This window comes from Comamonas sp. DB36 (genome assembly GCF_057914905.1).
Window position 1 is genome coordinate 2,489,970 of record NZ_CP196631.1, and the last position, 23,570, is coordinate 2,513,539.

The 23,570-nt window shown below is 67.0% G+C and carries 25 protein-coding genes and 1 riboswitch; of the genes, 18 read left to right on the plus strand and 7 right to left on the minus strand.

What is annotated here, in order from left to right; genetic code table 11:
* Positions 1 to 5: 5 nt before the first annotated feature.
* On the minus strand, positions 6 to 761 hold the full coding sequence (gene rlmB, locus ACSVDO_RS11480) for a 23S rRNA (guanosine(2251)-2'-O)-methyltransferase RlmB (protein WP_332538816.1): 756 nt from the start codon (positions 759 to 761) through the stop codon (positions 6 to 8).
* 243 nt (positions 762 to 1,004) lie between these two features.
* On the opposite strand from rlmB, the gene sstT reads away from it, so the two are divergent.
* From sstT to aptA, 5 genes are all read left to right on the plus strand, one after another.
* Positions 1,005 to 2,231 (plus strand): serine/threonine transporter SstT, encoded by a 1,227-nt coding sequence (sstT, locus tag ACSVDO_RS11485; RefSeq protein WP_489592207.1) that lies wholly within the window; start codon positions 1,005 to 1,007, stop codon positions 2,229 to 2,231.
* A 10-nt stretch (positions 2,232 to 2,241) separates the two neighbouring features.
* Positions 2,242 to 2,712 carry a CopD family protein gene (locus ACSVDO_RS11490; protein WP_332538819.1) on the plus strand — a complete coding sequence of 157 codons (471 nt, stop codon included), beginning with the start codon at positions 2,242 to 2,244 and terminating at the stop codon, positions 2,710 to 2,712.
* A 7-nt stretch (positions 2,713 to 2,719) separates the two neighbouring features.
* A riboswitch (cobalamin riboswitch) is annotated at positions 2,720 to 2,950 on the plus strand.
* Positions 2,951 to 3,012: 62 nt separating this feature from the next.
* Complete coding sequence (locus ACSVDO_RS11495) at positions 3,013 to 4,866, plus strand: TonB-dependent receptor domain-containing protein (protein WP_489592209.1); 1,854 nt, start codon at positions 3,013 to 3,015, stop codon at positions 4,864 to 4,866.
* Positions 4,848 to 5,735 (plus strand): ABC transporter substrate-binding protein, encoded by an 888-nt coding sequence (locus tag ACSVDO_RS11500; RefSeq protein ID WP_332548788.1) that lies wholly within the window; start codon positions 4,848 to 4,850, stop codon positions 5,733 to 5,735. The genes ACSVDO_RS11495 and ACSVDO_RS11500 overlap by 19 nt, the downstream gene beginning before the upstream one ends.
* Before the next feature lie 64 nt (positions 5,736 to 5,799).
* On the plus strand, positions 5,800 to 7,143 hold the full coding sequence (aptA, locus tag ACSVDO_RS11505) for an omega-aminotransferase AptA (protein WP_489592211.1): 1,344 nt from the start codon (positions 5,800 to 5,802) through the stop codon (positions 7,141 to 7,143).
* A 47-nt stretch (positions 7,144 to 7,190) separates the two neighbouring features.
* Here the strand turns inward: aptA and ACSVDO_RS11510 are convergent, their stop codons facing one another.
* The 3 genes from ACSVDO_RS11510 to ACSVDO_RS11520 form a co-directional block, all read right to left on the minus strand.
* Entirely contained in the window at positions 7,191 to 7,439 is a 249-nt protein-coding gene (locus tag ACSVDO_RS11510) for a DUF3297 family protein (RefSeq protein ID WP_332538823.1), read from the minus strand.
* Between the two features lie 62 nt (positions 7,440 to 7,501).
* Positions 7,502 to 7,840 carry a heavy metal-binding domain-containing protein gene (locus tag ACSVDO_RS11515; protein ID WP_332538824.1) on the minus strand — a complete coding sequence of 113 codons (339 nt, stop codon included), beginning with the start codon at positions 7,838 to 7,840 and terminating at the stop codon, positions 7,502 to 7,504.
* A gap of 72 nt (positions 7,841 to 7,912) precedes the next feature.
* Positions 7,913 to 8,407 carry a MarR family winged helix-turn-helix transcriptional regulator gene (locus ACSVDO_RS11520; RefSeq protein ID WP_332538825.1) on the minus strand — a complete coding sequence of 165 codons (495 nt, stop codon included), beginning with the start codon at positions 8,405 to 8,407 and terminating at the stop codon, positions 7,913 to 7,915.
* Between the two features lie 201 nt (positions 8,408 to 8,608).
* Here ACSVDO_RS11520 and ACSVDO_RS11525 point away from each other — a divergent pair, with 201 nt between their 5' ends.
* Genes ACSVDO_RS11525 through ACSVDO_RS11545 form a run of 5 tightly spaced genes read left to right on the plus strand, consistent with a single transcriptional unit; the run spans position 8,609 to position 13,301 of the window.
* Entirely contained in the window at positions 8,609 to 9,811 is a 1,203-nt protein-coding gene (locus tag ACSVDO_RS11525; RefSeq protein ID WP_489592214.1) for a 3-hydroxybenzoate 6-monooxygenase, read from the plus strand.
* Positions 9,812 to 9,831: 20 nt separating this feature from the next.
* Positions 9,832 to 10,869 (plus strand): cupin domain-containing protein, encoded by a 1,038-nt coding sequence (locus ACSVDO_RS11530; RefSeq protein WP_332538828.1) that lies wholly within the window; start codon positions 9,832 to 9,834, stop codon positions 10,867 to 10,869.
* Positions 10,870 to 10,905: 36 nt separating this feature from the next.
* Complete coding sequence (locus ACSVDO_RS11535) at positions 10,906 to 11,610, plus strand: fumarylacetoacetate hydrolase family protein (protein ID WP_489592217.1); 705 nt, start codon at positions 10,906 to 10,908, stop codon at positions 11,608 to 11,610.
* A gap of 5 nt (positions 11,611 to 11,615) precedes the next feature.
* The gene (maiA, locus tag ACSVDO_RS11540) at positions 11,616 to 12,257 is read left to right on the plus strand and encodes a maleylacetoacetate isomerase (RefSeq protein WP_489592219.1); all 642 of its coding nucleotides are present in this window, start codon (positions 11,616 to 11,618) and stop codon (positions 12,255 to 12,257) included.
* 60 nt (positions 12,258 to 12,317) lie between these two features.
* The gene (locus ACSVDO_RS11545) at positions 12,318 to 13,301 is read left to right on the plus strand and encodes a Bug family tripartite tricarboxylate transporter substrate binding protein (protein ID WP_489592221.1); all 984 of its coding nucleotides are present in this window, start codon (positions 12,318 to 12,320) and stop codon (positions 13,299 to 13,301) included.
* A 68-nt stretch (positions 13,302 to 13,369) separates the two neighbouring features.
* On the opposite strand, the gene ACSVDO_RS11550 is transcribed toward ACSVDO_RS11545, so the two are convergent.
* Entirely contained in the window at positions 13,370 to 14,272 is a 903-nt protein-coding gene (locus tag ACSVDO_RS11550; RefSeq protein ID WP_332681948.1) for a LysR family transcriptional regulator, read from the minus strand.
* Between the two features lie 161 nt (positions 14,273 to 14,433).
* Between ACSVDO_RS11550 and ACSVDO_RS11555 the strand changes: the two genes are divergently transcribed.
* The 7 genes from ACSVDO_RS11555 (at position 14,434) to ACSVDO_RS11585 (ending at position 20,091) form a co-directional block, all read left to right on the plus strand.
* Entirely contained in the window at positions 14,434 to 15,957 is a 1,524-nt protein-coding gene (locus tag ACSVDO_RS11555; protein WP_332548792.1) for a CoA-acylating methylmalonate-semialdehyde dehydrogenase, read from the plus strand.
* 30 nt (positions 15,958 to 15,987) lie between these two features.
* Positions 15,988 to 16,404: a lysozyme inhibitor LprI family protein gene (locus ACSVDO_RS11560; protein WP_489592223.1), complete on the plus strand. Its 417-nt coding sequence runs from the start codon at positions 15,988 to 15,990 to the stop codon at positions 16,402 to 16,404.
* An 8-nt stretch (positions 16,405 to 16,412) separates the two neighbouring features.
* On the plus strand, positions 16,413 to 17,591 hold the full coding sequence (locus tag ACSVDO_RS11565; RefSeq protein WP_332548795.1) for an acyl-CoA dehydrogenase family protein: 1,179 nt from the start codon (positions 16,413 to 16,415) through the stop codon (positions 17,589 to 17,591).
* A 10-nt stretch (positions 17,592 to 17,601) separates the two neighbouring features.
* Positions 17,602 to 17,976, plus strand: a complete 375-nt coding sequence (locus ACSVDO_RS11570; protein ID WP_489592225.1) for a TfoX/Sxy family protein — start codon at positions 17,602 to 17,604, stop codon at positions 17,974 to 17,976.
* A gap of 30 nt (positions 17,977 to 18,006) precedes the next feature.
* Positions 18,007 to 18,906, plus strand: a complete 900-nt coding sequence (gene mmsB, locus ACSVDO_RS11575) for a 3-hydroxyisobutyrate dehydrogenase (RefSeq protein WP_332539154.1) — start codon at positions 18,007 to 18,009, stop codon at positions 18,904 to 18,906.
* Between the two features lie 197 nt (positions 18,907 to 19,103).
* A complete protein-coding gene (locus tag ACSVDO_RS11580) occupies positions 19,104 to 19,664 on the plus strand; it encodes a PepSY domain-containing protein (RefSeq protein ID WP_332539153.1) in 561 nt (186 codons plus the stop codon).
* A gap of 97 nt (positions 19,665 to 19,761) precedes the next feature.
* Positions 19,762 to 20,091, plus strand: a complete 330-nt coding sequence (locus tag ACSVDO_RS11585; RefSeq protein WP_332539152.1) for a cupin domain-containing protein — start codon at positions 19,762 to 19,764, stop codon at positions 20,089 to 20,091.
* Positions 20,092 to 20,114: 23 nt separating this feature from the next.
* Here ACSVDO_RS11585 and ACSVDO_RS11590 read toward each other — a convergent pair whose 3' ends face one another.
* Positions 20,115 to 21,590: an aminotransferase-like domain-containing protein gene (locus tag ACSVDO_RS11590; protein ID WP_489592228.1), complete on the minus strand. Its 1,476-nt coding sequence runs from the start codon at positions 21,588 to 21,590 to the stop codon at positions 20,115 to 20,117.
* Between the two features lie 148 nt (positions 21,591 to 21,738).
* Between ACSVDO_RS11590 and ACSVDO_RS11595 the strand changes: the two genes are divergently transcribed.
* Complete coding sequence (locus ACSVDO_RS11595; RefSeq protein ID WP_489592230.1) at positions 21,739 to 22,356, plus strand: LysE family translocator; 618 nt, start codon at positions 21,739 to 21,741, stop codon at positions 22,354 to 22,356.
* On the opposite strand, the gene mnmH is transcribed toward ACSVDO_RS11595, so the two are convergent.
* Entirely contained in the window at positions 22,353 to 23,411 is a 1,059-nt protein-coding gene (gene mnmH, locus ACSVDO_RS11600) for a tRNA 2-selenouridine(34) synthase MnmH (protein WP_489592232.1), read from the minus strand. The genes ACSVDO_RS11595 and mnmH overlap by 4 nt on opposite strands.
* Between the last annotated feature and the right edge of the window lie 159 nt (positions 23,412 to 23,570).

Genomic DNA, 23,570 nt, shown 5'->3' on the forward strand with positions numbered 1-23,570 from the left:
CGTCTTCAGGCGGCGGCGAGCCGCTGGCGCACGGCTTCAAACAGGCACACGCCGCTGGCCACCGACACGTTGAGGCTTTCGACCGCGCCCTGCATGGGAATGCTCACCAGCTCGTCGCAGGTCTTGCGCGTGAGCTGGCGCATGCCGTCGCCTTCGGCGCCCAGCACCAGCGCGACCGGGCCCTTGAGGTCCATCTGGTAGATGTTCTTGTCGGCATCGCCGCTGGTGCCGATGATCCAGATGTTGCGCTCCTTGAGCTCATTGAGCGTGCGCGCCAGATTGGTCACCATGAAATAGGGCACGGTCTCGGCTGCGCCGCTGGCGACCTTGGCGACGGTGGCGTTGATGCCGGCCGCATGATCCTTGGGAGCGATCACCGCGTGCGCGCCCGCGCCGTCGGCCACGCGCAGGCAGGCGCCGAGGTTGTGCGGATCGGTCACGCCGTCGAGCACCAGCAGCAGCGGGTTCTTCACGCCGCTTTCCTCGAGGTTTTCGAGCAGCTCGTCAAGCGAGGTGATCTGCTTGGTGGGCTCGACGCGCGCGGCCACGCCCTGGTGGCCGTGGCTGCCGGCAAGCTTGGCCAGGCGTTCGCCGTCGGCTTCGATCAGCCGCGCTCCGGCTTCACGCGCACGGTCCAGGAACTGGCGCATGCGGGCGTCGCGGCGCGAAGCCTCGTAGTAGATTTCGACGATGGATTGCGGCGCGGTCTTCAGACGCACGCCTACGGCGTGGAAGCCGAAGAGAACTTTGGGGGACGACATAGCCTTCGATTATCGACCCAAGCCCATGCCCGGCACATTCCCGGTGGCATCGAAAGCGACAAATCGGCGCCAATGCTGTTGCTAACTACGCTGCCAGGCCGCATGCCGCCTAGCATCCTGCCGTGCGGCGGGGTTTTGCCCAGCGCTTAAACTCCCGGCTCCCGCGGCACGGCTGCCCGTGCTGCCGCGTCCGGCATGCCGCAGCGCCCTGCTCCCTCGGCCCCATTCGTTCTTCTTTATTCCATGATCTTCAAGCCATTGCTGCACCTGATGCAGCGCACCAGCCTTGTGACGCAAATCGTGCTGGCCTTGATTGCCGGCATTGCGTTTGCCTTTCTTTTCCCGGCGGCCACGCCCGGTGTGGGGCTGCTGGGCAAGCTGTTCATCTCGGCGCTCAAGGCCGTCGCCCCGGTGCTGGTGCTGATGCTGGTGATGGCGTCCATCAGCAACCACCGCCCCGGAGACTCGACGCTGATTCGCCCCGTGCTGTGGCTGTATGTCGTCGGCACACTGGCCGCGGCCATCGTCGGCGTGTTCGCGAGCATGTTGTTCCCCTCGACGCTGGTGCTGCAGACCGCGGCCACGGGCGTCACACCGCCGGGCAATGTGCAGGAAGTGTTGATGGCGCTGGTGCTCAGCGCCGTCGACAACCCGGTCAACGCCCTGCTGAGCGCGAACTACATCGGCATTCTGGTCTGGGCCGTGGGCCTGGGACTGGCGCTGCGCCATGCGAGCGAAGGCACGCGCAAGCTGCTGGGCGACCTGTCGAACGCCATCACGCTCGTCATCCAGGGCGTGATCCGCTGCGCGCCGCTGGGCATCTTCGGCCTGGTCGCGGCAACGTTTGCCGACGCCGGCATGGCCGCGCTGCTGGGCTACGCCCACCTGCTGACGGTGCTGGTCGGCTGCATGCTGTTTGTCGCGCTGGTGGTCAACCCGCTGATCGTGTTTGCCAAGATCCGCCGCAACCCCTATCCGCTGGTGCTGATGTGCCTGCGCGAAAGCGCCGTGACGGCGTTCTTCACGCGCAGCTCGGCGGCCAACATTCCGATCAACCTGGCCCTGGCCAAGCGTCTGAACCTTGACGAAGACACCTACAGCATCGCGATTCCGCTGGGCGCGACCATCAACATGGCCGGCGCCAGCATCACCATCAGCGTGCTGTCGCTCGCCGCAGCGCACACGCTGGGCATCGTCGTCGACATTCCCACGGCCATCCTGCTGTGCGTCGTGGCCTCGGTCTGCGCCTGCGGCGCCGCGGGCGTGGCCGGCGGCTCGCTGCTCTTGATTCCGCTGGCCTGCAGCCTGTTCGGCATTTCCAGCGATGTGTCGATGCAAGTCGTGGCGATCGGCTTCATCATTGGCATACTGCAGGACTCGGCCGAAACCGCGCTGAATTCCTCCACCGACGTGATCTTCACCGCCGCGGCCTGCCAGGCCGAGGAGCGAAAGAACGCGGCACTGATCTGAGACCTGTCCCATGCTGTTCGCCCCCCTGAAATACATCCATCTGCTGGCCGTGATCGTCTGGCTGGGCGGCATGGCGTTCTCCCACTTCTTCCTGCGCCCCGCCGTGCAGTCGCTGGCGCCCGCGCAGCGCGTGCCGTTGATGCACAACGTGCTGCAACGCTTCTTCGCGGCCATGCTGGTGACCGTGGCCGTGGTACTGCTGTCGGGCGCGGGCATGGTCGCCTCGGTCTATCACATGGCGGACCAGGCCGAACTGCAGTTCCAGATGCCGCTGGCCTGGAAAGTCATGACCGCGCTGGGCCTGGTGATGGCCGGCATCTTCGGCCATATCCGCTTTGCGCTGTTCAAGCGTCTGGACCGCGCGGTGCAGGCCGCCGACTGGCCCGCAGGCGGCAAGGCATTGGCCAGCATCCGCGTCTGGGTCGCGGCCAATCTCGCAATAGGCGTGGCCATCGTCACGGCACTGCGGCTGTCCGTTTGACAGCGCCGATTAGAATCACCGCGTTGGTGCTGGCCCGGCAAATCTTGCCGGGCCGTTAAACGGGAAACAGGGCGGCGATGCGCAATGCATCGCTCCAGCCTGTACTGCCCCCGCAACAGTGAGTGAAGCGGCCCGAACATTCGGGCCGGCGCGCATCGACAAGCCACTGGCGCAGCCGCCGGGAAGGCGATGTGCGTGATTCACCAGTCTGGATACCGGCCAACAAGGCGGTTGCTGCATGCGCGGCAACCTTGTGAGTGAAGCGCCGGCGGGGTCGCGGGCGCGAACTGGTAATCCTTCATGACTATTTCCTTTCGACCGAACACCGGCGCTGCGGTGCGACTGCACGCCTGCGCGTTTGCCGCCATGGCACTGTGCGCGCCGGCCTGGGCGCAGACCGGCTCCGCGCTCGACACCCTGGTGGTCACGGCTGCGCGAGAAGCCCAGCCGCTGCGCACCGTCACCGCCGACATGAGCGTGATCGACCGCGCGGCCATAGAGCGCAGCGGCGCCACGGGCGTCGCCGACCTGCTGGCCCAGGTGCCTGGCGTGCAGATCACGCGCAACGGCGGCCCGGGCCAGACCACCTCGGTGTTCCTGCGCGGCATGGGCAACCAGCACACGGCGGTGTTCGTCGACGGCGTGCGCTTCAACAGTCAGGAACTGCAGGGCGGCGCAGCGTGGGCCGCGCTGCCGCTGGCGCAGATCGACCGCATCGAGATACTGCGCGGTCCGGCCGCGGCCATCTACGGTTCGGACGCAATGGGCGGCGTGGTGCAGATCTTCACGCGCCAGGGCGACGGCCCGCTGCGTGCATACACCGAAGCCGGCCTGGGCAACCAGGGCACCTCCAAGATTTCCACCGGACTGCAAGGCGGCGCCAACGGCTGGAGCTATGGCCTGCATGTGGCGGACGAGCGCAGCGACGGTTTCGACGTGAACCCGGGCAACCCCTGGACACCCAACCCCGACCGCGATGGCTACAGCAACAGCTCGCTGGGCCTGAACGCGGGCTACAGGCAAGGCATTCACCAGATCGACACGCGCCTGCAGCACAACCGCCTCAAGGCGCAATACGACCAGAGCGCCGCGCCGTTCGACGACTACGACCGCGTGAAGAACACCTCGGGCACGCTGCGCTGGCAGGCCGCCTGGAGCGATACCTACCAGAGCGTGGTGCAGCTGGGCCAGGCGCGCAGCGACATCCGGCGCTTCACCGATTCCCCCGAAGGCAACGACGGCCGCAGCAGCAACTACCTGCTGCAGAACCAGTGGAAGCTGGGTGACAGCCGCGTCAACATCGATCTGGAGCGCCGCGAAGACCGGCTGAACACCGATTACGCCTGGACGCAGAACACCGACAGCAAGCGCGTGCAGAACTCGCTGTCGGCCGGCTGGCGCTATGCCAGCGGCCGGCACCAGCTCGACGCCAACGTGCGCCACGACCGCGTGCGCGAGCAGCAAAGCAAGACCACGGGCGGCCTGGGCTATGGGCTGCAGCTCAATGACAGCCTGCGCTGGGTGGTGTCGGCGGGCACGGCCTTTCGCACGCCCACGCTCTACGAGCGCTTCACGGGCCAGGCCGCGGCGGATCTCAAGCCCGAAAGCAGCGCCAATGTCGAAACCGGTCTGCACTACAACACGGGTAACCAGCAGCTGTCTGCCGTCGCCTATCGCAACAAGATCAAGAACCAGATCACCTATGACTTCACCAGTTCGCCGGCCTGCAACTGCTACCGCAACTGGGAAAGCGTGGAGCTCAAGGGCCTGACACTGACCAGTTCGACGCGCCTGGACCGCATGAACCTGGGACTGTCGCTGGACTTCCTGAACCCCAAGAACCTCGAGAACGGCAGGCTGCTGCCCTACCGCTCCAAGCGCATGCTCAAGCTCTCGGCCGACACCCAGCTTGCAGGTTGGACGCTGGGCACCGAAGCCCAGCTCTACAGCGCACGCTTTGTCGATGCCGAGAACTCGGCCAGCCTGGGCGGCTATGGCGTGGTCAACCTCTATGCCCAGCACCAGCTGGCCAAGGACTGGTCGCTGCTGGCACGCGTCAACAACGTCGCCGACCGCGACTATGCGCCCACCAAAGGCTATGCCAACGCGGGCCGCACCCTGTTCGTCAGCGTGAAATGGGCGCCCGCAAACTGAGCGCGCGCCTCGCGCCCTGGCTGCTCGCGGCCTGCGTGCTGCTGGCTGCGACCGCGCCCGCGCTGGCGTACGGCGTGCGCGATGCCCAGGGCCGCACGGTGGAATTCGCCCGGGTGCCGCAGCGCATCGTGTCGCTGCTGCCTTCGGTCACCGAGTCGCTGTGCGCGCTCGGCGCCTGCGCGCGCCTGGTCGGCGTCGATGCGTTTTCCAACCACCCGCCCGAGATCGCGGCGCTGCCGCGGCTGGGCAAGTCTTCCGCGCCGTCGGTGGAAGCCATCGTGCGCCTGCGGCCCGACGTCGTGCTGCTGGCCTATTCGCCGCCGCTGATGGCCCAGCTCGCGCAGTTCGGCATTCCCGTGCTCGCGCTCGACGCCCACGATATCGCGGGCATGCGCGCACAGTGGCGCACGCTGGACGCCTTGCTGCAGCAGCAGCGCGCCGAGGCGCTGAACGCGCGCCTGCAGGACGGAGTCGAGCGCGTCGCGCAGTCGGCGCGCGCCCATGCGGGCCGCAGCGTCTATTTCGAAGTCGACGCCACGCCGTATGCTGCCGGCAGCACCTCGTTCATCGGCGAATTGCTGACCCGGCTGGGCGCGCGCAACATCGTCGCGCCCGCGCTCGGGCCCTTCCCGCGGCTGTCGCCCGAATATGTCGTGCGCCAGAATCCGCAGATCATCATCCATACGCCCGAAACGCCGGCCAGCGCGTTTGTCCAGCGCCCGGGCTGGCGCAGCATCGATGCGGTGCGCAGCGGCCGTATCTGCACGCTCAGCACAGCCGAAGTCGATCTGGTCTCGCGCCCCGGCCCCAGGCTGGACCAGGCCGCGGCCGTGCTCGCGCGCTGCCTGGCGCTTTCAGACAAGCCCTAGTCCGGCTGGACAGTGACCGCAAGTGCTGGCACGCTAGCCCCCGCACTGTCCACTGAAAGCGCGCATGAACTTCGCCGATATCACCGCCCACCGCATGGATGCGGCCTGGCTCGATGCCCACTGGATGCCGTTCACCGGCAACCGCAATTTCAAGGCCAGGCCGCGCATGGTGGTCGGCGCCCAGGGCGCGTATCTGCGCGATGCCAGGGGCCGCGAGATCTTCGACGGCCTCTCGGGCCTGTGGTGCTCGGGCCTGGGCCATGGCCGCAGGGAGATCGCCGAGGCGATAGGCCAGGCCGCGCTGCAGCTCGACTATGCGCCGGCCTTCCAGTTCGGCCACCCTGCGGCCTTCACGCTTGCCAACCGCATCAAGGAGCTGATGCCGGCCGGCCTGGACCATGTGTTCTTCACGGGCTCGGGCTCGGAAGCCGCCGACACTTCGCTCAAGATGGCGCGCGCCTACTGGCGCGCCAAGGGCCAGGCGGGCAAGACGCGGCTCATAGGCCGGGAAAAGGGCTATCACGGCGTGAACTTCGGCGGCATTTCGGTGGGCGGCATCGCCGGCAATCGCAAGCTGTTCGGCCAGGGCATAGAAGCCGATCACCTGCCGCATACCCAGCCGCCGCCGGGCGGCTTCCACAAGGGCCTGCCCGCGACCGACGGCCGCGCGCTCGCCGACCGGCTGCTGGACATCATTGCCCTGCACGATGCCAGCACCATTGCGGCGGTGATCGTCGAGCCGTTCTCGGGCTCGGCCGGCGTGGTGGTTCCGCCGGCGGGCTATCTGCAGCGGCTGCGCGAAATCTGCACCCAGCACGACATTCTGCTGATCTTCGATGAAGTCATCACCGGCTTCGGCCGCTGCGGCGGCTGGACGGCGGCGCAGGTCTTCGGCGTCACGCCCGACATCCTGAACTTCGCCAAGCAGGTCACCAACGGCGTGCAGCCGCTGGGCGGCTGCGTCGCGAGCAAGGAGATCTACGCCACGTTCATGGCCGCGGGCGGGCCCGAATATCTGGTCGAGTTCGCCCATGGCTACACCTATTCGGCCCACCCCGTGGCCTGCGCGGCCGCGCTGGCCACGCTTGATCTGCTGCAGCAGGAAGACCTGCCGGCGCGCGTCAAGACCATGGCTCCGCATTTAGAGAATGCGGTCCACGGCCTGCGCGGCGCCAGGCATGTGCTGGACATACGCAACTTCGGCCTGGCCGCGGGTTTTTCCATAGACCCGCTGCCCGGCGAGCCCGCGCGCCGGCCTTACGAGATCGCCATGAGATGCTGGGAGATGGGGTTTTACGTGCGCTATGGCGCCGACACCATCCAGCTCGCGCCGCCGTTCATCAGCACCCAGGCCGAGATAGAGCGCCTGGTCAGCGCGCTGGGCGATGCGCTGCAGGCCTGCAACTGAAAAAAAAAGCGCCCGAAGGCGCTGGTTCAAGGAAGGCGCAACAGCGCTTACTTGTAGAAGGCCTCGACCTTGCCCTTGATCTTGATCAGCAGCGGACGGCCCTTGCGGTCCAGTGTCTTGCCCGCGGGCACGCGCACCCAGCCTTCGCTGATGCAGTATTCCTCGACGTCGAAACGCTCCTTGTCGTTGAAGCGGATGCCGATGTCATGCTCGAACACCGCGGCCACATGGTGCGGGCTGCTGGGGTCGATGGAGAGGTGGTCGGGCAGCGCAGGGGCTTGGGTGGAGTCGCTCATGAAAACCTTTCTGTGCATTGAAGAATGCGTTCAACCCGCGATTTTCGCGGATTTTCGCGCGCTCAGCGCCCAGCGCCTTCATTCCCCAGTACCACGGCCGTGCCGCTGGCCGAGACCATCAGCATTCCATTGCCCTGGCCCAGCACCTCGAAGTCCAGATCGACCCCCACCACGGCATTGGCGCCGAGTTTTTGTGCCTGCTCCTGCATTTCCTGCAGCGCGACCTGGCGGGCCTTTTGCAGTTCCTTCTCGTAGGTTGCAGAGCGGCCGCCCACGATGTCGCGTATGCCCGCGAACAAATCCTTGAAAACGTTCGCGCCCAGGATGGCTTCACCGGCAACGATGCCCAGATAACGGGTGATGGGCCGGCCTTCAACGTTGGGAGTGGTCGTCACAAGCATGCGTTCACCTTGGAAATGAAGAGGATCTGATTGTGCCTGCGCGCTGCGGCCGCGCCAAGGCCGGGCAGCGCCTCACTCCGTGAACTTCGCCGCCGCACTGCCGGCCGCAAGACTGGGAGCGCGGTTGCGGCCTTCGTTTTCGTGGTTGATCTGCGCGACCATCTGCATGAAAAGCGCGCGCTGCTCCACGGGCAGCGGATCGAGCATGCGCTGCTGGGCGCGCATGACCGCGGGCTGGGCGGCCTTGAGCAGGTCGACGCCGGCCGGGGTCACGGTGAGCAGGCGCACGCGCTTGTCGGTCTTGCTGGCATTGCGCACCATGAAGCCGCGCGCTTCGAGCCGGTCGATCACGCTGCCTATGGTGGAGGTGTCGAAACCGATGAAGCGCGCCAGCGAGCGCTGGTCCATCTCGGGCTGGCGCAGCACCGCCGACAGCGCCGCGAACTGCACGGGCGTGACCGCGAAGTCCTGGGTTTCCTCCATGAAAACCGCCACGGCAATCTGTTGCAGCCGCCGGATATGGAAGCCAGGAAGCAGTTCAAGTTCTTCAGGACTGAAAGTTGTCATAGCAGCCAAGTTTAGGGGTGCGGCGGCGCTTTGCCGTATGCAAAACCCGAATGCGCCGCCTCAGGGTTTTCACTGGTTACGCGGCAAGGCAAATCAACACTACACTGATCGTCAGCATACTGTTGATTATCCGCAAACCGCAGGCGAGGCCGCTTCACAGCCCGCGCCGGCGTCACGCAAGCATTGAAGAAAGAGTGGCCCATGACGACGAAATCATCTTCCGCCCTGCCCGTCCTGGTGGTCGGCGGCGGCATAGGCGGCGTCGCCGCGGCGCTGGCCCTGGCGCGCCAGGGCCATGCGGTGCAGGTGCTCGAGCAGGCGCCGCAGCTCGGCGAGATCGGCGCCGGCATCCAGCTGGGGCCGAACGCATTCGCGGCTTTCGATGCGCTGGGCATTGGCGAACAGGCGCGCGGCAGGGCCGTCTACACCGATGAAATGGTGATGCATGACGCGCTCGATGAAACCCTGGTCGGCCGCATTCCCACGGGCGCGGCGTTTCGCCAGCGCTTTGGCAACCCCTATGCGGTGATACACCGCGCCGACATCCACACCGCGCTGCTCGAAGGCGCACGCGCGCAGTCGGCGATAGAGACCGTCACCGGCACGCACATCACCCGCGTCGAACAGCATGCGGACCGCGTGACCGTGCACGAGCAGAACGGCCGGTCCTTCACGGGCCAGGCGCTGATAGGCGCCGACGGCGTCAAGTCCGTGGTGCGCCAGCAGTACGTGGGCGACAAGGCGCGCGTTTCGGGCCATGTGGTCTACCGCGCCGTGGTGGAAAGAAACGACTTTCCCGAGGACCTGCGCTGGAACGCAGCCAGCATCTGGGTAGGCCCCAACTACCACCTGGTGCACTACCCGCTGCGCGGCGGCGAGCAATACAACGTGGTCGTGACCTTCCACAGCCGCGAGAACGAGGAATGGGGAGTGCGCGACGGCAGCCGCGAGGAAGTGCAGAGCTATTACCAAAGCTGCTGCGCACGCGCCCACCAGCTGATCGACCTGCCCAAGAGCTGGAAGCGCTGGGCAACAGCTGACCGCGACCCCATAGGCCAATGGAGCTTCGGCCGCGCGACGCTGCTGGGCGACGCCGCCCACCCCACGCTGCAATACATCGCCCAGGGCGCCTGCATGGCGCTCGAAGACGCGGTCACGCTGGGCGAAGCGCTCCAGGCCTGCGACCAGGATTTCGTCAAGGCGTTTGCGCTCTACGAACGCTCGCGCATTGCGCGCACCGCGCGCGTCGTGCTGTCGGCGCGCGAAATGGGCCGCATTTTCCACGCCCGGGGGGTGGAGCGCCTGGTGCGCAACGACCTGTGGAAAGGCCGCACGCCCGAGCGCTTCTACGACGCCATGGAGTGGCTGTACGGCTGGAAGGTCGACCACTGCCTCGCCGACTGAACCCATCCCAGGAGAACACCATGGAAGAACTCGGTCGCCTCGAAGACCTGCCCCAGGAGTACCGCGACGAGCTGGTGCGCAACAACCTCGTGCCGCTGTGGCCCAGCCTGCGCAGCGTGATGCCGCCGCTGACGCCCAAACCGCGCACCCAGCCCATACTCTGGACCTATGACAGCATACGCCCGCTGCTGCTGCGGGCCGGCGAACTCACGCCCATCGAGAAGGCCGAACGCCGCGTGCTGGTGCTGGCCAATCCGGGCCATACGCTGGAGAAGATGCAGGCCAGCTCGGCCATCTATCTGGGCATGCAGCTGCTGCTGCCCGGCGAATGGGCGCCTTCGCACCGCCACACGCCGAATGCCGTGCGCATGGTGGTCGAAGGCGAAGGCGCGTGGAGCACCGTGGACGGCGAGAAATGCCCGATGCTGCGCGGCGACCTGATCCTCACGCCCACGGGCCTGTGGCACGAACACGGCCACGACGGCGACCAGCCCGTGGTCTGGCTCGATGTGCTGGACCTGCCGCTGGTCTATTACATGGAAGCCACCTACCACGTCGACGGCCCGCGCCAGCAGACGCTGGCCGGCCGCGGCGATCGCGCCTATGCGCGCGGCGGCGTCGCGCCCACCAAGGTATTCGAGCGCAGCAGCCGGCAGTACCCGATGCTGCGCTATCCCTGGGCCGACGCGCGCGCCGCGCTGCTGGCGCTGGCCGACGACCAGCCCGCACTCGACTGCGTGCAGGTCACCTATGTGAACCCCGAGACCGGCGCCGACTGCGAAAACATCCTGGGCTTCTACGCGCTGATGCTGCGCCCGGGCCAGACGCTGCAGCTGCCCGCGCGCTCGCCGGCCACGGTGTTCCATGTGATCGAAGGCGGCGCGCTGATTGCCGTGATGGACCAGGACTGGCGCCTGGCCGAATCCGACACCTGCTGCGCGCCGGGCTGGGCGGCAATCACGCTGCGCAATGCCTCCAGCACCCAGGCCGCGTTCCTGTTTGTCGCCGACGAGGCGCCGCTGCACCGCAAGCTGGGGATTTACGAAGTGCGCGGCTGAACGCCGCACGCCCTGCATTTTTCGAAAGACTTTTTCATGACCACCAATTACCTCTGGACTCCGCCCGCCGTTCAATCCCTGCCGGTGCGCGGCAGCGAGCAGCGCCTGCCCATCCACCGCCTGTTTTTCGTGGGCCGCAACTACCACGCGCATGCGGTCGAGATGGGCCGCCCGGTCGACAAGAGCGTGGAGCGCCCGTTCTATTTCACCAAGGCGCCGTCGACGCTGGTGGAATCGGGCGCCACCGTCGCCTACCCGCCCGAGACCAGCAACTACCACTTCGAGATGGAACTGGTGGTGGCGATCGGCAAGCCGGGTTTCCGCATTGCCGCCGAACAGGCCCATGAATACATCTACGGCTATGCCTGCGGCCTCGACATGACGCGGCGCGACCTGCAGCTGGTGGCGCGCGACAAGGGCCGCCCCTGGGACCTGGGCAAGGACGTGGAGCAGTCGTCGGTGGCCAGCGAAATCGTGCCCATGCCAGGCGTGGTGATCGATCGCGGCGCGATCGCGCTGTCGGTCAACGGCCAGGTCAAGCAGCAGTCCAATGTCGACAAGCTGATCTGGGACATACGCGAAATCATTGCCGACCTGTCGCTGTTCTACCACCTGCAGCCCGGCGACCTGATCTACACCGGCACGCCCAAAGGCGTGGGCGCGGTGCTGCCCGGCGACCGCATCGCGGGCAGCGTCGAAGGCGTGGGCAGCGTGGCGCTGACCGTGGGCGCAGCCGAGTAAAGCACATGAAACCCTACAGTTTCTTTCGCAGCGGCACTTCGCACCGCCTGCGCATCGCGCTCAACCTCAAGGGCCTGAGCGCCGACTACATTCCCGTGGACCTGCGCGTCGACGAGAACCAGGGCGCGGCCTTCAAGGCCGTCAATCCCCAGGGTCTGGTGCCCGCGCTCGATGTCGACGGCCAGGTGCTGATCCAGTCGCCGGCCATCATCGAATGGCTGGAGGAAACCCATCCCACGCCCGCGCTGCTGCCCCAGGGCGCGGCGGCCCGGGCGCGGGTGCGCGCACTCGCGGCGCTGATCGGTTGCGACGTGCACCCGATCAACAACCGCCGCATCTTGATGCGCCTGCGCCAGCAGTTCGGCGCCGACGAAGCCGCGGTGAACGCCTGGTGCGCGACCTGGATCAGCGCGGGCTTCGACGCGTTCGAAGCGCTGCTGGCCCAGGACAGCGAACGCGGCGACTTCTGCTTCGGCGGCGCGCCCACGCTGGCCGACGCCTACCTCGTGCCCCAGGTCGAAAGCGCGCGCCGCTTCGGCGTGGACATGGGCGCCTGGCCGCTGATCAGCGCCATCGACGCGGCCTGCGCGCGCCTGCCGGCCTTTGCCCGGGCCGCTCCCCTGGCCCAGCCCGACGCCGCCGGCTGACATCATCGAATCCCGCAAGCCCCGGAGACACGGGGCCTTTCATTCCACCTGGAGACAAGCTTGAAAACTGTTCCTTCCACACCGGCACTGGTCGCTGCGGCCCTGCTGACCACAGCGGGCTGGGCATCGGCGCAGACCGCCCCCTACCCCGCCAAGCAGGTCAATGTGATCACGGCCTTTGCCGTGGGCAGCGGCCCCGACGCCGTGCTGCGCCTCGTGGGCCAGAAGCTGGGCCAGCGCTGGAAACAGCCGGTCACGGTGGAGAACCGCCCCGGCGGCGGCGGCTTTGTCGCCATCGAAGCGGTGCGCCGCGCGCCGCCCGACGGCTATACGCTGCTGCAGCTCGACAGCGAGCATGTCTCGGCCCTGCCCTATCTCTACGCCAAGCGCAATTTCGACACGCTCAAGCATTTCGACGCGGTCGCGCCGCTGTTTCTCACGCCGTTCTTTGTCGCCGTGCCCACGCAGTCGCCGTGGAAGAACATGGCCGACCTGATCAAGGCCGCCAAGGCCGAGCCCGGCCGCGTCAGCTATGGCTCCTGGGGCGTGGGCAGCCCCGGCCATCTGGGCGGTGAATGGCTCGACTACCTCACGGGCAGCAAGATGACCCACGTGCCCTACCGCGAAGTCAGCCAGCTGTTCACTTCGGTCGCCAATGGCGATCCGGCCTGGAGCTTTGCCAGCATTCCTTCAAGCCAGGGCATCTACCGCGCGGGCAAGCTGCGCTACCTGGCCGTGGCCAGCCCGCAGCGCAACCCGCAGATGCCCGACGTGCCCACGGTCGCGGAATCGGGCGGTCCGGCCGAGCTCGACGTGAACTCCTTTGTGTCCCTGCTCGCGCCCAAGGGGATCGCACCCGCGGTGCGCGACAAGATCCACGCCGACGTGGTTGCCGTGCTGCAGGACCCCGAGGTCAAGGAGAAGTTCGCCACCTTTGCCTTCCAGCCCATCACCTGGCCGCTGGCGCAGATGGACCAGTTCGCCAAGGGCAAGGCCACGCAGTACAAGCTGTTGATACAGAAGGCAAACATCAGTCTGGACTGAGGTCGCAGCGAACTCCGTTCGCCCTGAGCATGTCGAACGGCAGAGGCATCCAGGGGCAGGCGCTGCATTCACTGCGGCGGCTGCAGCCGCTGCGCCTCCTCCTTCAGCGTCTCCTTGAGCCAGCGCCACACGGCCTGGATGCGCGGCACCGACTGGCCTTCCTGGGGCATGGACATCCAGAACGTGCGCGTGAAGCGCGCCTGGGGCTGGTGCACGCGCGCCAGCCGCGGGTCGCGGTCGGCCAGAAACGCAGGCAGCACGCCCAGTCCCGCGCCGGCGCGCACGGCTTCGTATTGCGCCGTGATGCTGGTGCTGCGAAACGCGTAGCGCTGCGGCTGGTAGAGGCTGTCGATCAGTTGCAGCTCCTTGGTGAACAGCAGGTCGTCGACATAGTGCACGAACGCATGGTGGCGCAGGTCGGCGGTCTCGCGCACCAGCGGGCGGCGCGCGAGGTATTCGCGCTCGCCGTAGAGATAGAGGTCGTAGTCGGCCAGCCGCGTCACGACCACGGCGCCGCGCTTGGGGCGTTCGAGCGAAATGACGATGTCGGCTTCGCGCCGCGACAGGTGCAGCAGCCGCGGCAGCGCCAGCAGATCGACCGACAGCTGCGCATGCCTGCAGGTCAATGCGGCGAGCTTGCCGGCCAGCAGCGTCGTTCCCAGCCCTTCGGTCGTGCCCACGCGCACCAGGCCGCTCGGGCCTTCGGCCGAGGTGGCGGCCTGGTCAACGCTGCGCTCTATGCCGCGCGCGGCCTGGGCCATGGCTTCCACGGCGGGCAGCAGCGCACGCCCGGCCTCGCTGGGCCGCAGGCCCCCGGCCTCGCGCGTGAACAGCGCCTGGCCCAGGCTTTTTTCCAGCGCCTGGATGCGGCGCGCGACCGTGCTGTGCTCGACCTGCAGCACGCGCGCCGCGGCCGAAAGGCTGCCGTGCTGGCCCACGGCGGCGAAATAACGCAGATGTTCCCAGTCCATGAAAACCCTTAATGAATACGCGCAATCCAGCGCTGGCGCGGGCTGCGCGGCCTGTGCATTTTTGCAAAGCGAAAGTGCACAAACCGATATTGCCCTATGAATTTCGCACAGCTAGCATAGTCCATCGCTGGAAAATTTCTTACTACACCGGAGACCATGTCATGAACGCCCCTACCGCTGCCGCAGTCCTCGCCCCCACGGTCAAACTGCTGATCGACGGCCAACTGGTCGAATCGCGCACCACCCAGTGGCGCAACGTGGTCAACCCCGCGACCCAGCAGGTGCTGGCGCGCGTGCCGTTTGCCACGCCCGAGGAAATCAACCTGGCCGTGAGCAGCGCCAAGAAGGCGTTCGCGACCTGGAAGAAGACGCCCATAGGCACGCGCGCGCGCATCTTTCTCAAGCTGCAGCAGCTGATACGCGAGAACATGGGCGAGCTCGCGGCGCTGCTCACCGCCGAGCAGGGCAAGACCCTGGCCGACGCCGAAGGCGATGTGTTCCGCGGCCTCGAAGTCGTCGAGCACGCGGCCGGCATAGGCAACCTGCAGCTGGGCGAGCTGGCCAACAACGTCGCCAATGGCGTCGATACCTATTCCATACTGCAGCCGCTGGGCGTGTGCGCGGGCATCACGCCGTTCAACTTCCCGGCGATGATTCCGCTGTGGATGTTCCCCATGGCGATCGCCACGGGCAACACCTTCGTGCTCAAGCCGTCCGAGCAGGACCCCATGGTCACCATGCGCCTGTGCGAGCTGGCCGTCGAAGCCGGCCTGCCCGCGGGCGTGCTCAATGTCATCCATGGCGGTGAAGACGCCGTGAACGCCATCTGCGACCACCCCGACATCAAGGCCGTGAGCTTTGTCGGTTCTACCCAGGTCGGCACCCATGTCTACAACCGCGCCAGCCTGGCCGGCAAGCGCGTGCAGTGCATGATGGGCGCGAAGAACCACGCCATCGTGCTGGCCGATGCGAACAAGGAGCAGACGCTCAATGCGCTCGCCGGCGCCTCGTTTGGCGCGGCCGGCCAGCGCTGCATGGCGGTCTCCACCGCCGTGCTCGTGGGCGAGGCGCAGAACTGGATTCCCGAACTGGTCGCCAAGGCGCGCACGCTCAAAGTCAGCGCCGGCGTCGAGGCCGGCACCGATGTCGGCCCCGTGGTCTCCTGCGCGGCGCTGGCGCGCGTCGAAGGGCTGATCGCGCGCGGCGAGGCCGAAGGCGCCAAGCTCGAGCTCGATGGCCGCAAGCCCACCGTGGAAGGCTATGCCAACGGCAATTTCGTCGGCCCGACCATCTTCAGCGGCGTCAAGCCCGGCATGGCGATCTACGACCAGGAAATCTTCGGCCCCGTGCTGTGCCTGATGGCCGCCGACACGCTGGACGACGCGATTGCCCTGATCAACGCCAATCCCAACGGCAACGGCACGGCCATCTTCACGCAGTCGGGCGCGGCGGCGCGCAAGTTCCAGGAAGAGATCGACGTCGGCCAGGTCGGCATCAACGTGCCGATTCCCGTGCCCGTGCCCATGTTCTCGTTCACCGGCAGCCGCGCTTCCAAGCTTGGCGATCTGGGCCCCTACGGCAAGCAGGTGGTGCTGTTCTATACGCAGACCAAGACGGTGACCGCGCGCTGGTTCGACGACAGCACCACGGCGGCGCGCGTCAACACCACCATCAATCTGCACTGAAGGCAGCGCCAAGGCTGGGATGATGGCGGCATGAATGCCTTGTCTTCCCCTTTCCTTCTCGGCGCCGCAGCGCTGGCGCTGCTCGCGGCGCTGGCCCCCGGCATCAGCCAGGCCCAGGCCGGAGCGGCCTGCGAGCGCGCATCGGTTGAACCCGGCGCGCGCAATGCCTGCGCCGTGCTCGACTTCCAGGCCGCAGACACCGCCAACACCATCCTGTATGGCGACGTGATGCGCGCGCTGTCGGCGCACGAGCGCCCGGCCTTGCGCCGCGACCAGACAGCGTGGACGCGCCAGCGCATCACAGCCTGCAAGACCAGCCATGCGCGCGAGGAGGCCCTGGCCGACTGGCCGGCGCGCTACCACCAGTGCCTGCGCCTGGCCACCGAAGCGCGCCGCGCGGCCCTCATGCACTGGCTGCAGACCGGCGAGGCGCCCGCACAACAATAGGAATACCCATGGACTTTGAACTCAGCGACGAACAACAGGCTTTTGCCGACACCGCGCGCCAGTTTGCACTGGCCGAACTCGCGCCGCATGCGGCGCGCTGGGACGCCGAAGGCCACTTTCCGCGCGAAGCCATCGCCAAGGCCGGCGAGCTGGGCTTTTGCGGCCTGTACGCGCCCGAGAACGCGGGCGGCCTGGCCTTGCCGCGGCTGGACGCGACCCTGGTGTTCGAGGAAATGGCGGCCGTGGACCCCTCGACCACGGCCTTCATCACCATCCACAACATGGCGACCTGGATGCTGGGCACCTGGGCCCAGGACGCGGTGCGCGAGGAATGGGGCCCGCAGCTGGCCAGCGGCGCCAAGCTGGCCTCGTACTGCCTGACCGAACCGGGCGCGGGCTCGGACGCGGCCGCGCTGGTGACGCGCGCCGAACGCGCCACCGACGGCGAAGGCGAGCACTACCGCATCAGCGGCAGCAAGGCCTTCATCTCGGGTGCGGGCAGCACCGACATGCTGGTGCTGATGGCGCGCACCGGCGCCGTGGGCTCGGGCGCGGCCGGCATCAGCGCGTTTGCCGTGCCCGCCGACCTGCCCGGAATCACCTACGGCAAGAAGGAAGAAAAAATGGGCTGGAACAGCCAGCCCACGCGCGTGATCCATTTCGACAACGTGCGCGTGCCCGCGCAAAACCTGCTGGGCAGCGAAGGCGAAGGCTTCAAGATCGCGATGAAGGGCCTGGACGGCGGCCGCATCAACATTGCCTGCTGCTCGGTGGGCGCGGCCCAGGGCGCGCTGGCCCAGGCCCAGGCCCATCTGCACGCGCGCCGCCAGTTCGGCAAGAGCCTGGCAAGCTTCCAGGCGCTGCAGTTCAAGCTCGCCGACATGGCGACCGAACTCGTTGCCGCGCGCCAGATGGTGCGCCTGGCCGCAAGCAAGCTCGACGCCGGCGCGCGCGATGCCTCGACCTATTGCGCGATGGCCAAGCGCTTCGCGACCGACGCCGGCTTCATGGTCTGCAACGAGGCGCTGCAGCTGCATGGCGGCTACGGCTATATCCGCGAATACCCGCTCGAGCGGCTGATGCGCGACGCGCGCGTGCACCAGATTCTCGAAGGCACGAACGAAATCATGCGCGTGATCATCGCGCGGCGCATGCTCGAAGCCGACGCGCCCGACGTGATCCGCTGAAAGCCCTGCGATGGCGCGCAATCCCGACGCTTTTTCCCCCGGCCTCACGGCCGCGCTGCGCCAGGCGCTCGATGCGCGCAGCGACGTCGAGGAGCGCCAGATGTTCGGCTGCCTGTGCTTCATGGTCGACGGCAAGATCTGCCTGGGCGTCAGGCGCGACGAGCTGCTGGTGCGCCTGCCGCCTTCGCGCCATGACGAATTCGCCGAGCAGCCCGGCGTGCGCGAACTGTCGCCCGGAGGCGGCATGCAAGGCTATTTCTTCATCGAACCCGATGGCTATGCGCGCCGCGAACAGTGGGAGTTCTGGCTCGGCGAAGCGCTGGCCTACAACCCCCAGGCCCGCGCCACGCCAAAGCGCAAACCGCGCACCACCACCGAAGACTGAAATTTCCAATCACCACAAGAGGAGACAAACATGCACATCGCATTCATAGGCCTGGGCCACATGGGCGGCCCCATGGCCGTCAATCTGCAAAAAGCCGGCCACAGCGTCGCCGCCTTCGACCTGTCCCAACAGGCCTGCGACAAGTTCGCTGCCGCGGGCCTGACCATTGCCGCGAGCGCCGAAGCCGCGGTGCAAGGCGCCGAGGTCGTGATCAGCATGCTGCCCGCAAGCCGCCATGTGCAGTCGCTCTATCTCGGAGCGTCGGGTGAAGGTGGCCTGCTCGCGCATATCGCTGCAGGCACGCTGGTGATCGACTCCTCGACCATTGCCGCGGCGACCAGCCAGCAGGTCGGCACCGCCGCCAACGCCGCGGGAATCGACTTCATCGATGCGCCGGTCTCGGGCGGCACGGGCGGAGCGATTGCCGGCACGTTGACGTTCATGGTCGGCGCCAGCGCGGCCCAGCTCGAACGCGCGCGTCCGGTGCTCGAGAAGATGGGCAGCAACATCTTCCACGCCGGCCATGTGGGCGCGGGCCAGACAGCCAAGATCTGCAACAACATGCTGCTGGGCATCCTGATGATAGGCACCAGCGAAGCGATTGCGCTGGGTGTGGCCAACGGCCTGGACCCGCAGGTGCTGTCCGAAATCATGCGCCGCAGCTCGGGCGGCAACTGGGCGCTCGAGAAGTACAACCCCTGGCCCGGCGTGCAGGAGAATGCACCGAGCAGCAAGGGCTATGCGGGCGGTTTCGGCACTGACCTGATGCTCAAGGACCTGGGCCTGGCGCAGGAGAACGCGGGCGCGGTGCAGGCCGCCACGCCGCTGGGCGGTCTGGCGCGCTCGCTGTATGCGATGCATTCGATGGCCGGCCATGGCGGGCTTGACTTCTCGAGCATCGTGCAAAGCCTGCAAAAGCGCGCGGGCTGACGGCGACGACGCGCACCGCGGTTTTGCCGCAAGGCGCGTGAATGGGCAACAATGCAGGTTGCGTTCCGGCACGGCGCGCAGCGCCTGCCCTGACATCTGTTCGCAGGGGTCGTCCTGGAAAATCAAGACGGCCCCACCCAGGATGGCGCCACTTTTTGCGCGCACCGCGCAGCATTCTTGCCCGAAAGGAAATCTGAATGAAATACCTGCAACCTTCCGCCATTGCCTCGGCCCTGCGCGCCGGCGGCCTGAGCCTGATCAGCATGGTTGTCATGGGCAGCGTCAGTGCTCCCGTCTACGCCGAATCGCCGGCCCAGTGGCAGGCCGCGCTGCAGCAGACCCGGCTGTCGCTGTCGCAGGCGATAGACGCAGCCGAAAAGGCCGTTCCGGGCCGCGCTTTCGATGCCCAGCTCGACATCGACGATGGCTCGCCGCGCTTCGACGTGGACCTCATCACGACCCAGGGCGACCATGTCGAGGTGCATGTCAACGCGGGCACGGGCGCGGCGCAGCAGCACAAGAACAAGGGCTCGGCATCGTCCAAGGACAGGAAGCGCCTCGACGCCAGCAAGATCACGCTCAAGCAGGCGCTGGACGCCGCGCTCAAGCACACGCCAGGAACGGCCGTCGATGTCGAGCTGGGCAACGACTGGGGCCGGGCCGTGATTGCCGTCGATGTGCTGACCGCGGCCGGCCAGCGCATGGAAATCAAAGTCAATCCCGTGGACGGCACGGTCATCAGCGCGAAAGTGGATTGACCATCCGGGGGGACGCAGGTACGCCTGATCACACGGTTCTTGCCGATTGGCGCAAGAACCGCCAGAATTTCCCCATCCCCCTTACGGAGCGCACGCCATGGCCATTCCCCACGCCTTGCCCGCACAGGCCGTCGACGTCCATCCTTACGGTGCGCGGCTGGCAGACGAAAAATCCGTGGCGCTGTTCAAATCCGACGATCTCGAAGTGATACGCATGGTGCTGCATGCGGGCAAGCGCATGCCTGCGCACAAGGTCACGGGCGGGCTGGTGCTGCACTGTCTCGAAGGCCGATTGCAGGTCGACATCGACAGCCAGCAGCATGCCTTGCACGCCGGCCAGCTGCTGCACCTGCCAGGCAACGTCGCGCATGCGGTCAGCGCGCTCGAGGATTCTTCGGCGCTGCTGACCCTGGTCGTGCGCAAGTAGACGGCGGTCAGCAGGCGCAGATCTCAAGGCGCCACGCGGTCCAGCGCCTGCGCGAAAAGGCTCCATGCCTGCGGGTCGTCGGCCATGGGAACGGGTACGCGCACCATGCGGCTGGGTGCGCACTGGGGCGAAAACAGCATGCCGGGGGCAAGCAGCAGTCCCAGCGCCACGGCCTCGCGCGCCAGCGTTTCGGAATCGCGGCCGCAGTCGGCCCAGACGAACATACCCGCATGCGGTGGGTGTGCCACACGGCAGCCCAGCGCCTCGAGCTGGGACAGACAGCGCCCGCGTGCCTGATTCACGCGTTCGCGCAGCCGGTCGACATGGCGGCGGTACTGGCCGTCGGCCAGGATGCGGTGCACCACCTGCTCACCGAGTTCCGGCGAGGTCGGACTGCCCAGCAGCTTGGCGTCGACCAGCCGGCGCATCAAGGCCTCATGTCCCGCGATGTAACCCACGCGCAGTCCGCCGCCCAGCGTCTTGGCGTAGCCGCCGATCAGCAGCACGCGTTGCAGCCGGTCGAGCGCGGCCAGGCGCACCGGCGTGCCCGGATGGAAATCGGCGAAGGTATCGTCCTCGGCCAGCAGAAAGTCGAAGCGCTCGGCGATGCGCAGCACTTCATGGGCTACGCCCAAAGACAAGGTCGAGCCCGTGGGATTGTGCACGGCGGTGTTGATGATGAACATGCGCGGCCGGTGCTGCTCGGCCAGCTGCGCCAGCCCAGCCAGATCGGGGCCGTCATGGCGGCGCGGCACGCCGACCACCTGCAGACCCTGGGCCTGCAGCAAACCATGGACCAGAAACCAGCCCGGGTCTTCGACCAGCACCGTGTCGCCGGGCTGCAGCAGGCTGCGCACCACCAGATTGAGCCCCTGGGTCACGCCCGCGACCGTCATCAGATGCAAGTCAGGGTGGGCCGGCACTTCCTGGGACTGCAACTGCGTCGCGATCTGCTGGCGCAGCGGCCGGTAGCCATGGGGCGTGCCGTAGCTCAGCAGGCTCGTGCCGGCCGTGCGGCCCACGCTGCGGATCGCTGCGCCCAGCATGTCGGCGTCGAGCCAGTGCGCCGGCAGCAGCCCCGCTCCAGCGGAGGCAGCGCCGCGCCACGGACCGCTGAACATGCTGCGCAGCAAAAAGGCCCTGTCGAACGCCAGCGGCCCGGCGACGTCGCAGGCATCGCCTGAACGGCAAGGTGCCTGCACGGGTTGGGTACAGACAAAAAAACCCGCGCCGCGGCGCGAACCGACCAAACCCTGGGCCTCGAGCCGGCCATAGGCCTGGACCACCGTGCAACGGCTCAGGCCCGTCGCCTCGGCCATCACGCGCACCGACGGCAAGCGCATTCCCGGGCCCAGCCCCTGGTTGGCTATCAGCTCGACCACATGCGCGATCAACTGCTCGACCAGCGACAGCGGCGAATCGCGCAACGGTTGCCAGCCGCACCCTCGCGGCCCCTGCGTGCGGGCGAGCTCGCTCGCCTTTCTTGGGTCAAGTGTCATGGTGTTCGGCACAGGCCAGTCAGCCCACATTATTAATTAACTGTATCGATATTAATTTACCAATAGTCAATAGCATGACATGGTTACGCCGGTTTTCCTAGCCCGCAGGCCAGGACACCACGCCGATTCACCCTGAATGGACTCAGCCATGAACGCATCTGCTTTTTATCCGCTGCTCATGTTCACTTTCGCCTACTCGATCACGCCCGGGCCGAACAATCTGTTGCTGGCGGCGTCAGGCGCGGCATTCGGTTACCGACGCAGCCTGCCGCATATCCTGGGAGTGAGCGTGGGCGCAGCCCTGATGCTGGTGGTGGTGGGCTGCGGCCTGTGCACGGTGTTCGATCGCGTGCCGCATCTGCACACTGCGCTCAAGTATTTTGGCGCGGTCTATCTGGTCTGGCTGGCGTGGTGCATTGCGCGCTCTGGCAACGCGGGCAAGCAGCGGACCGCGCGCCAGCCCCTGCGTTTCTGGCAAGGCCTGGCCTTGCAGTGGATCAACCCCAAGACCTGGGTGATGGCCGTGGGCATCGCCGCCACCTATACGCCGCGCGACGGCTATCTTCTGCACCTGCTGCTGGCCGGCGCGCTGCTGGTACTGGTGAGTTTCCCCAGCATCAGCGCCTGGACCCTGTTTGGTCAATGCGTGGCCTGCAGGCTGCGCTCGCCTGCGGCCATCCACCGTTTCAACCGCACCATGGCCGGCCTGCTGCTGGTGTCGCTCTATCCTTTTGCCGTCGAAGTCTGGGAGTGTCTCTGCGGCTAGCGCGCTGGCGCCGCGGCGGCCACCTGCTGTGCGAGCCGCGCAATGCCGGCGTCGCTCAGATCCGCGCAGCCGATGCGCGCGCGCTGCTCCCAGCCGCGAAAATGCCGCGCCTGCGAGCGCTCGTACTGCGGATCGTAATGCAGCGCCATGAGTTCGCCGAACAGCGGCGCGAGGGCCTGTTCCTGCGCCCAGGCCTGCCAGCGCGCGACAATCACATTGCCCTGCATTTCCTTGAGCCGGCCCAGCTGCGCCGACAGTGCCTGCGCATCCTCGCCCAGATAGGCGTAGTCGCGCAGCAGATAGTCAAGGCGGGCCTCGGCCGTGGCTTCGATTTCTATGCAGGGCGCGTCGCGCATGCGCTCGACCAGGCCCAGCGGCAGCGTGATGCGGCCTATGCGCTGGCTCTCGCCTTCGATGTAGACAGGGCGCGTGAGATCCAGCGCTTCCATGCAATCGACCAGTCCGGTCTCAAACGCTTTTTGCGACGGCTGGGCAATTCCCGGCAGCTGCCCCAGCAGCGAGCCCTTGTGGCGTGCCAGGCCTTCGAGATCGAGCACCTGCTCGCCCTGCGCGGCCAGCGCATGCAGCACGCGCGTCTTGGCACTGCCGGTCGCCCCGACAAGCACGCGCAACTGCAGCTGCGGCACCATCTGTTCCAACTGCGCCATCACATGGTGGCGAAAATATTTGTAGCCGCCCGCGAGCTGCTGCGCATCCCAGCCCACGAGGCGCAGCCAGGTGACCATGGAGCCGCTGCGCAGGCCGCCGCGCCAGCAGTAGATCAGCGGCTTCCAGTCGGCGGGCTTGTCGGCGAAGGTCTCGCGCAGATGGCGCGCGAGATTGGCCGAGACCATGGCCGCGCCCAGGCGCTTGGCCTCGAAGGGACTGACCTGCTTGTAGATCGTGCCTATGGTCGCGCGCTCGGCGTCGTCGAGCACCGGACAGTTGATGGCGCCGGGAATATGGTCGAGCGCGAATTCGGCGGGCGAGCGCGCATCGATCAGGGTATGGAACTGGTGCTTGTCGGTGATGCGTACGGGAGAGCGATGGGACACGGGAGAGGCTTTCTGAAAGCGCCGCCTCGAAGGGCGGCATGGGCTGCCAGTGATCGAGCCTCGATACGAGCTGGACGCCGCAAATGCGCTTGGCGCAAGCGCGCGCAAGGGGCGACCATTGTCGCATTCCATGCTTGGCCATGCTGGAAGGCTTAGCAT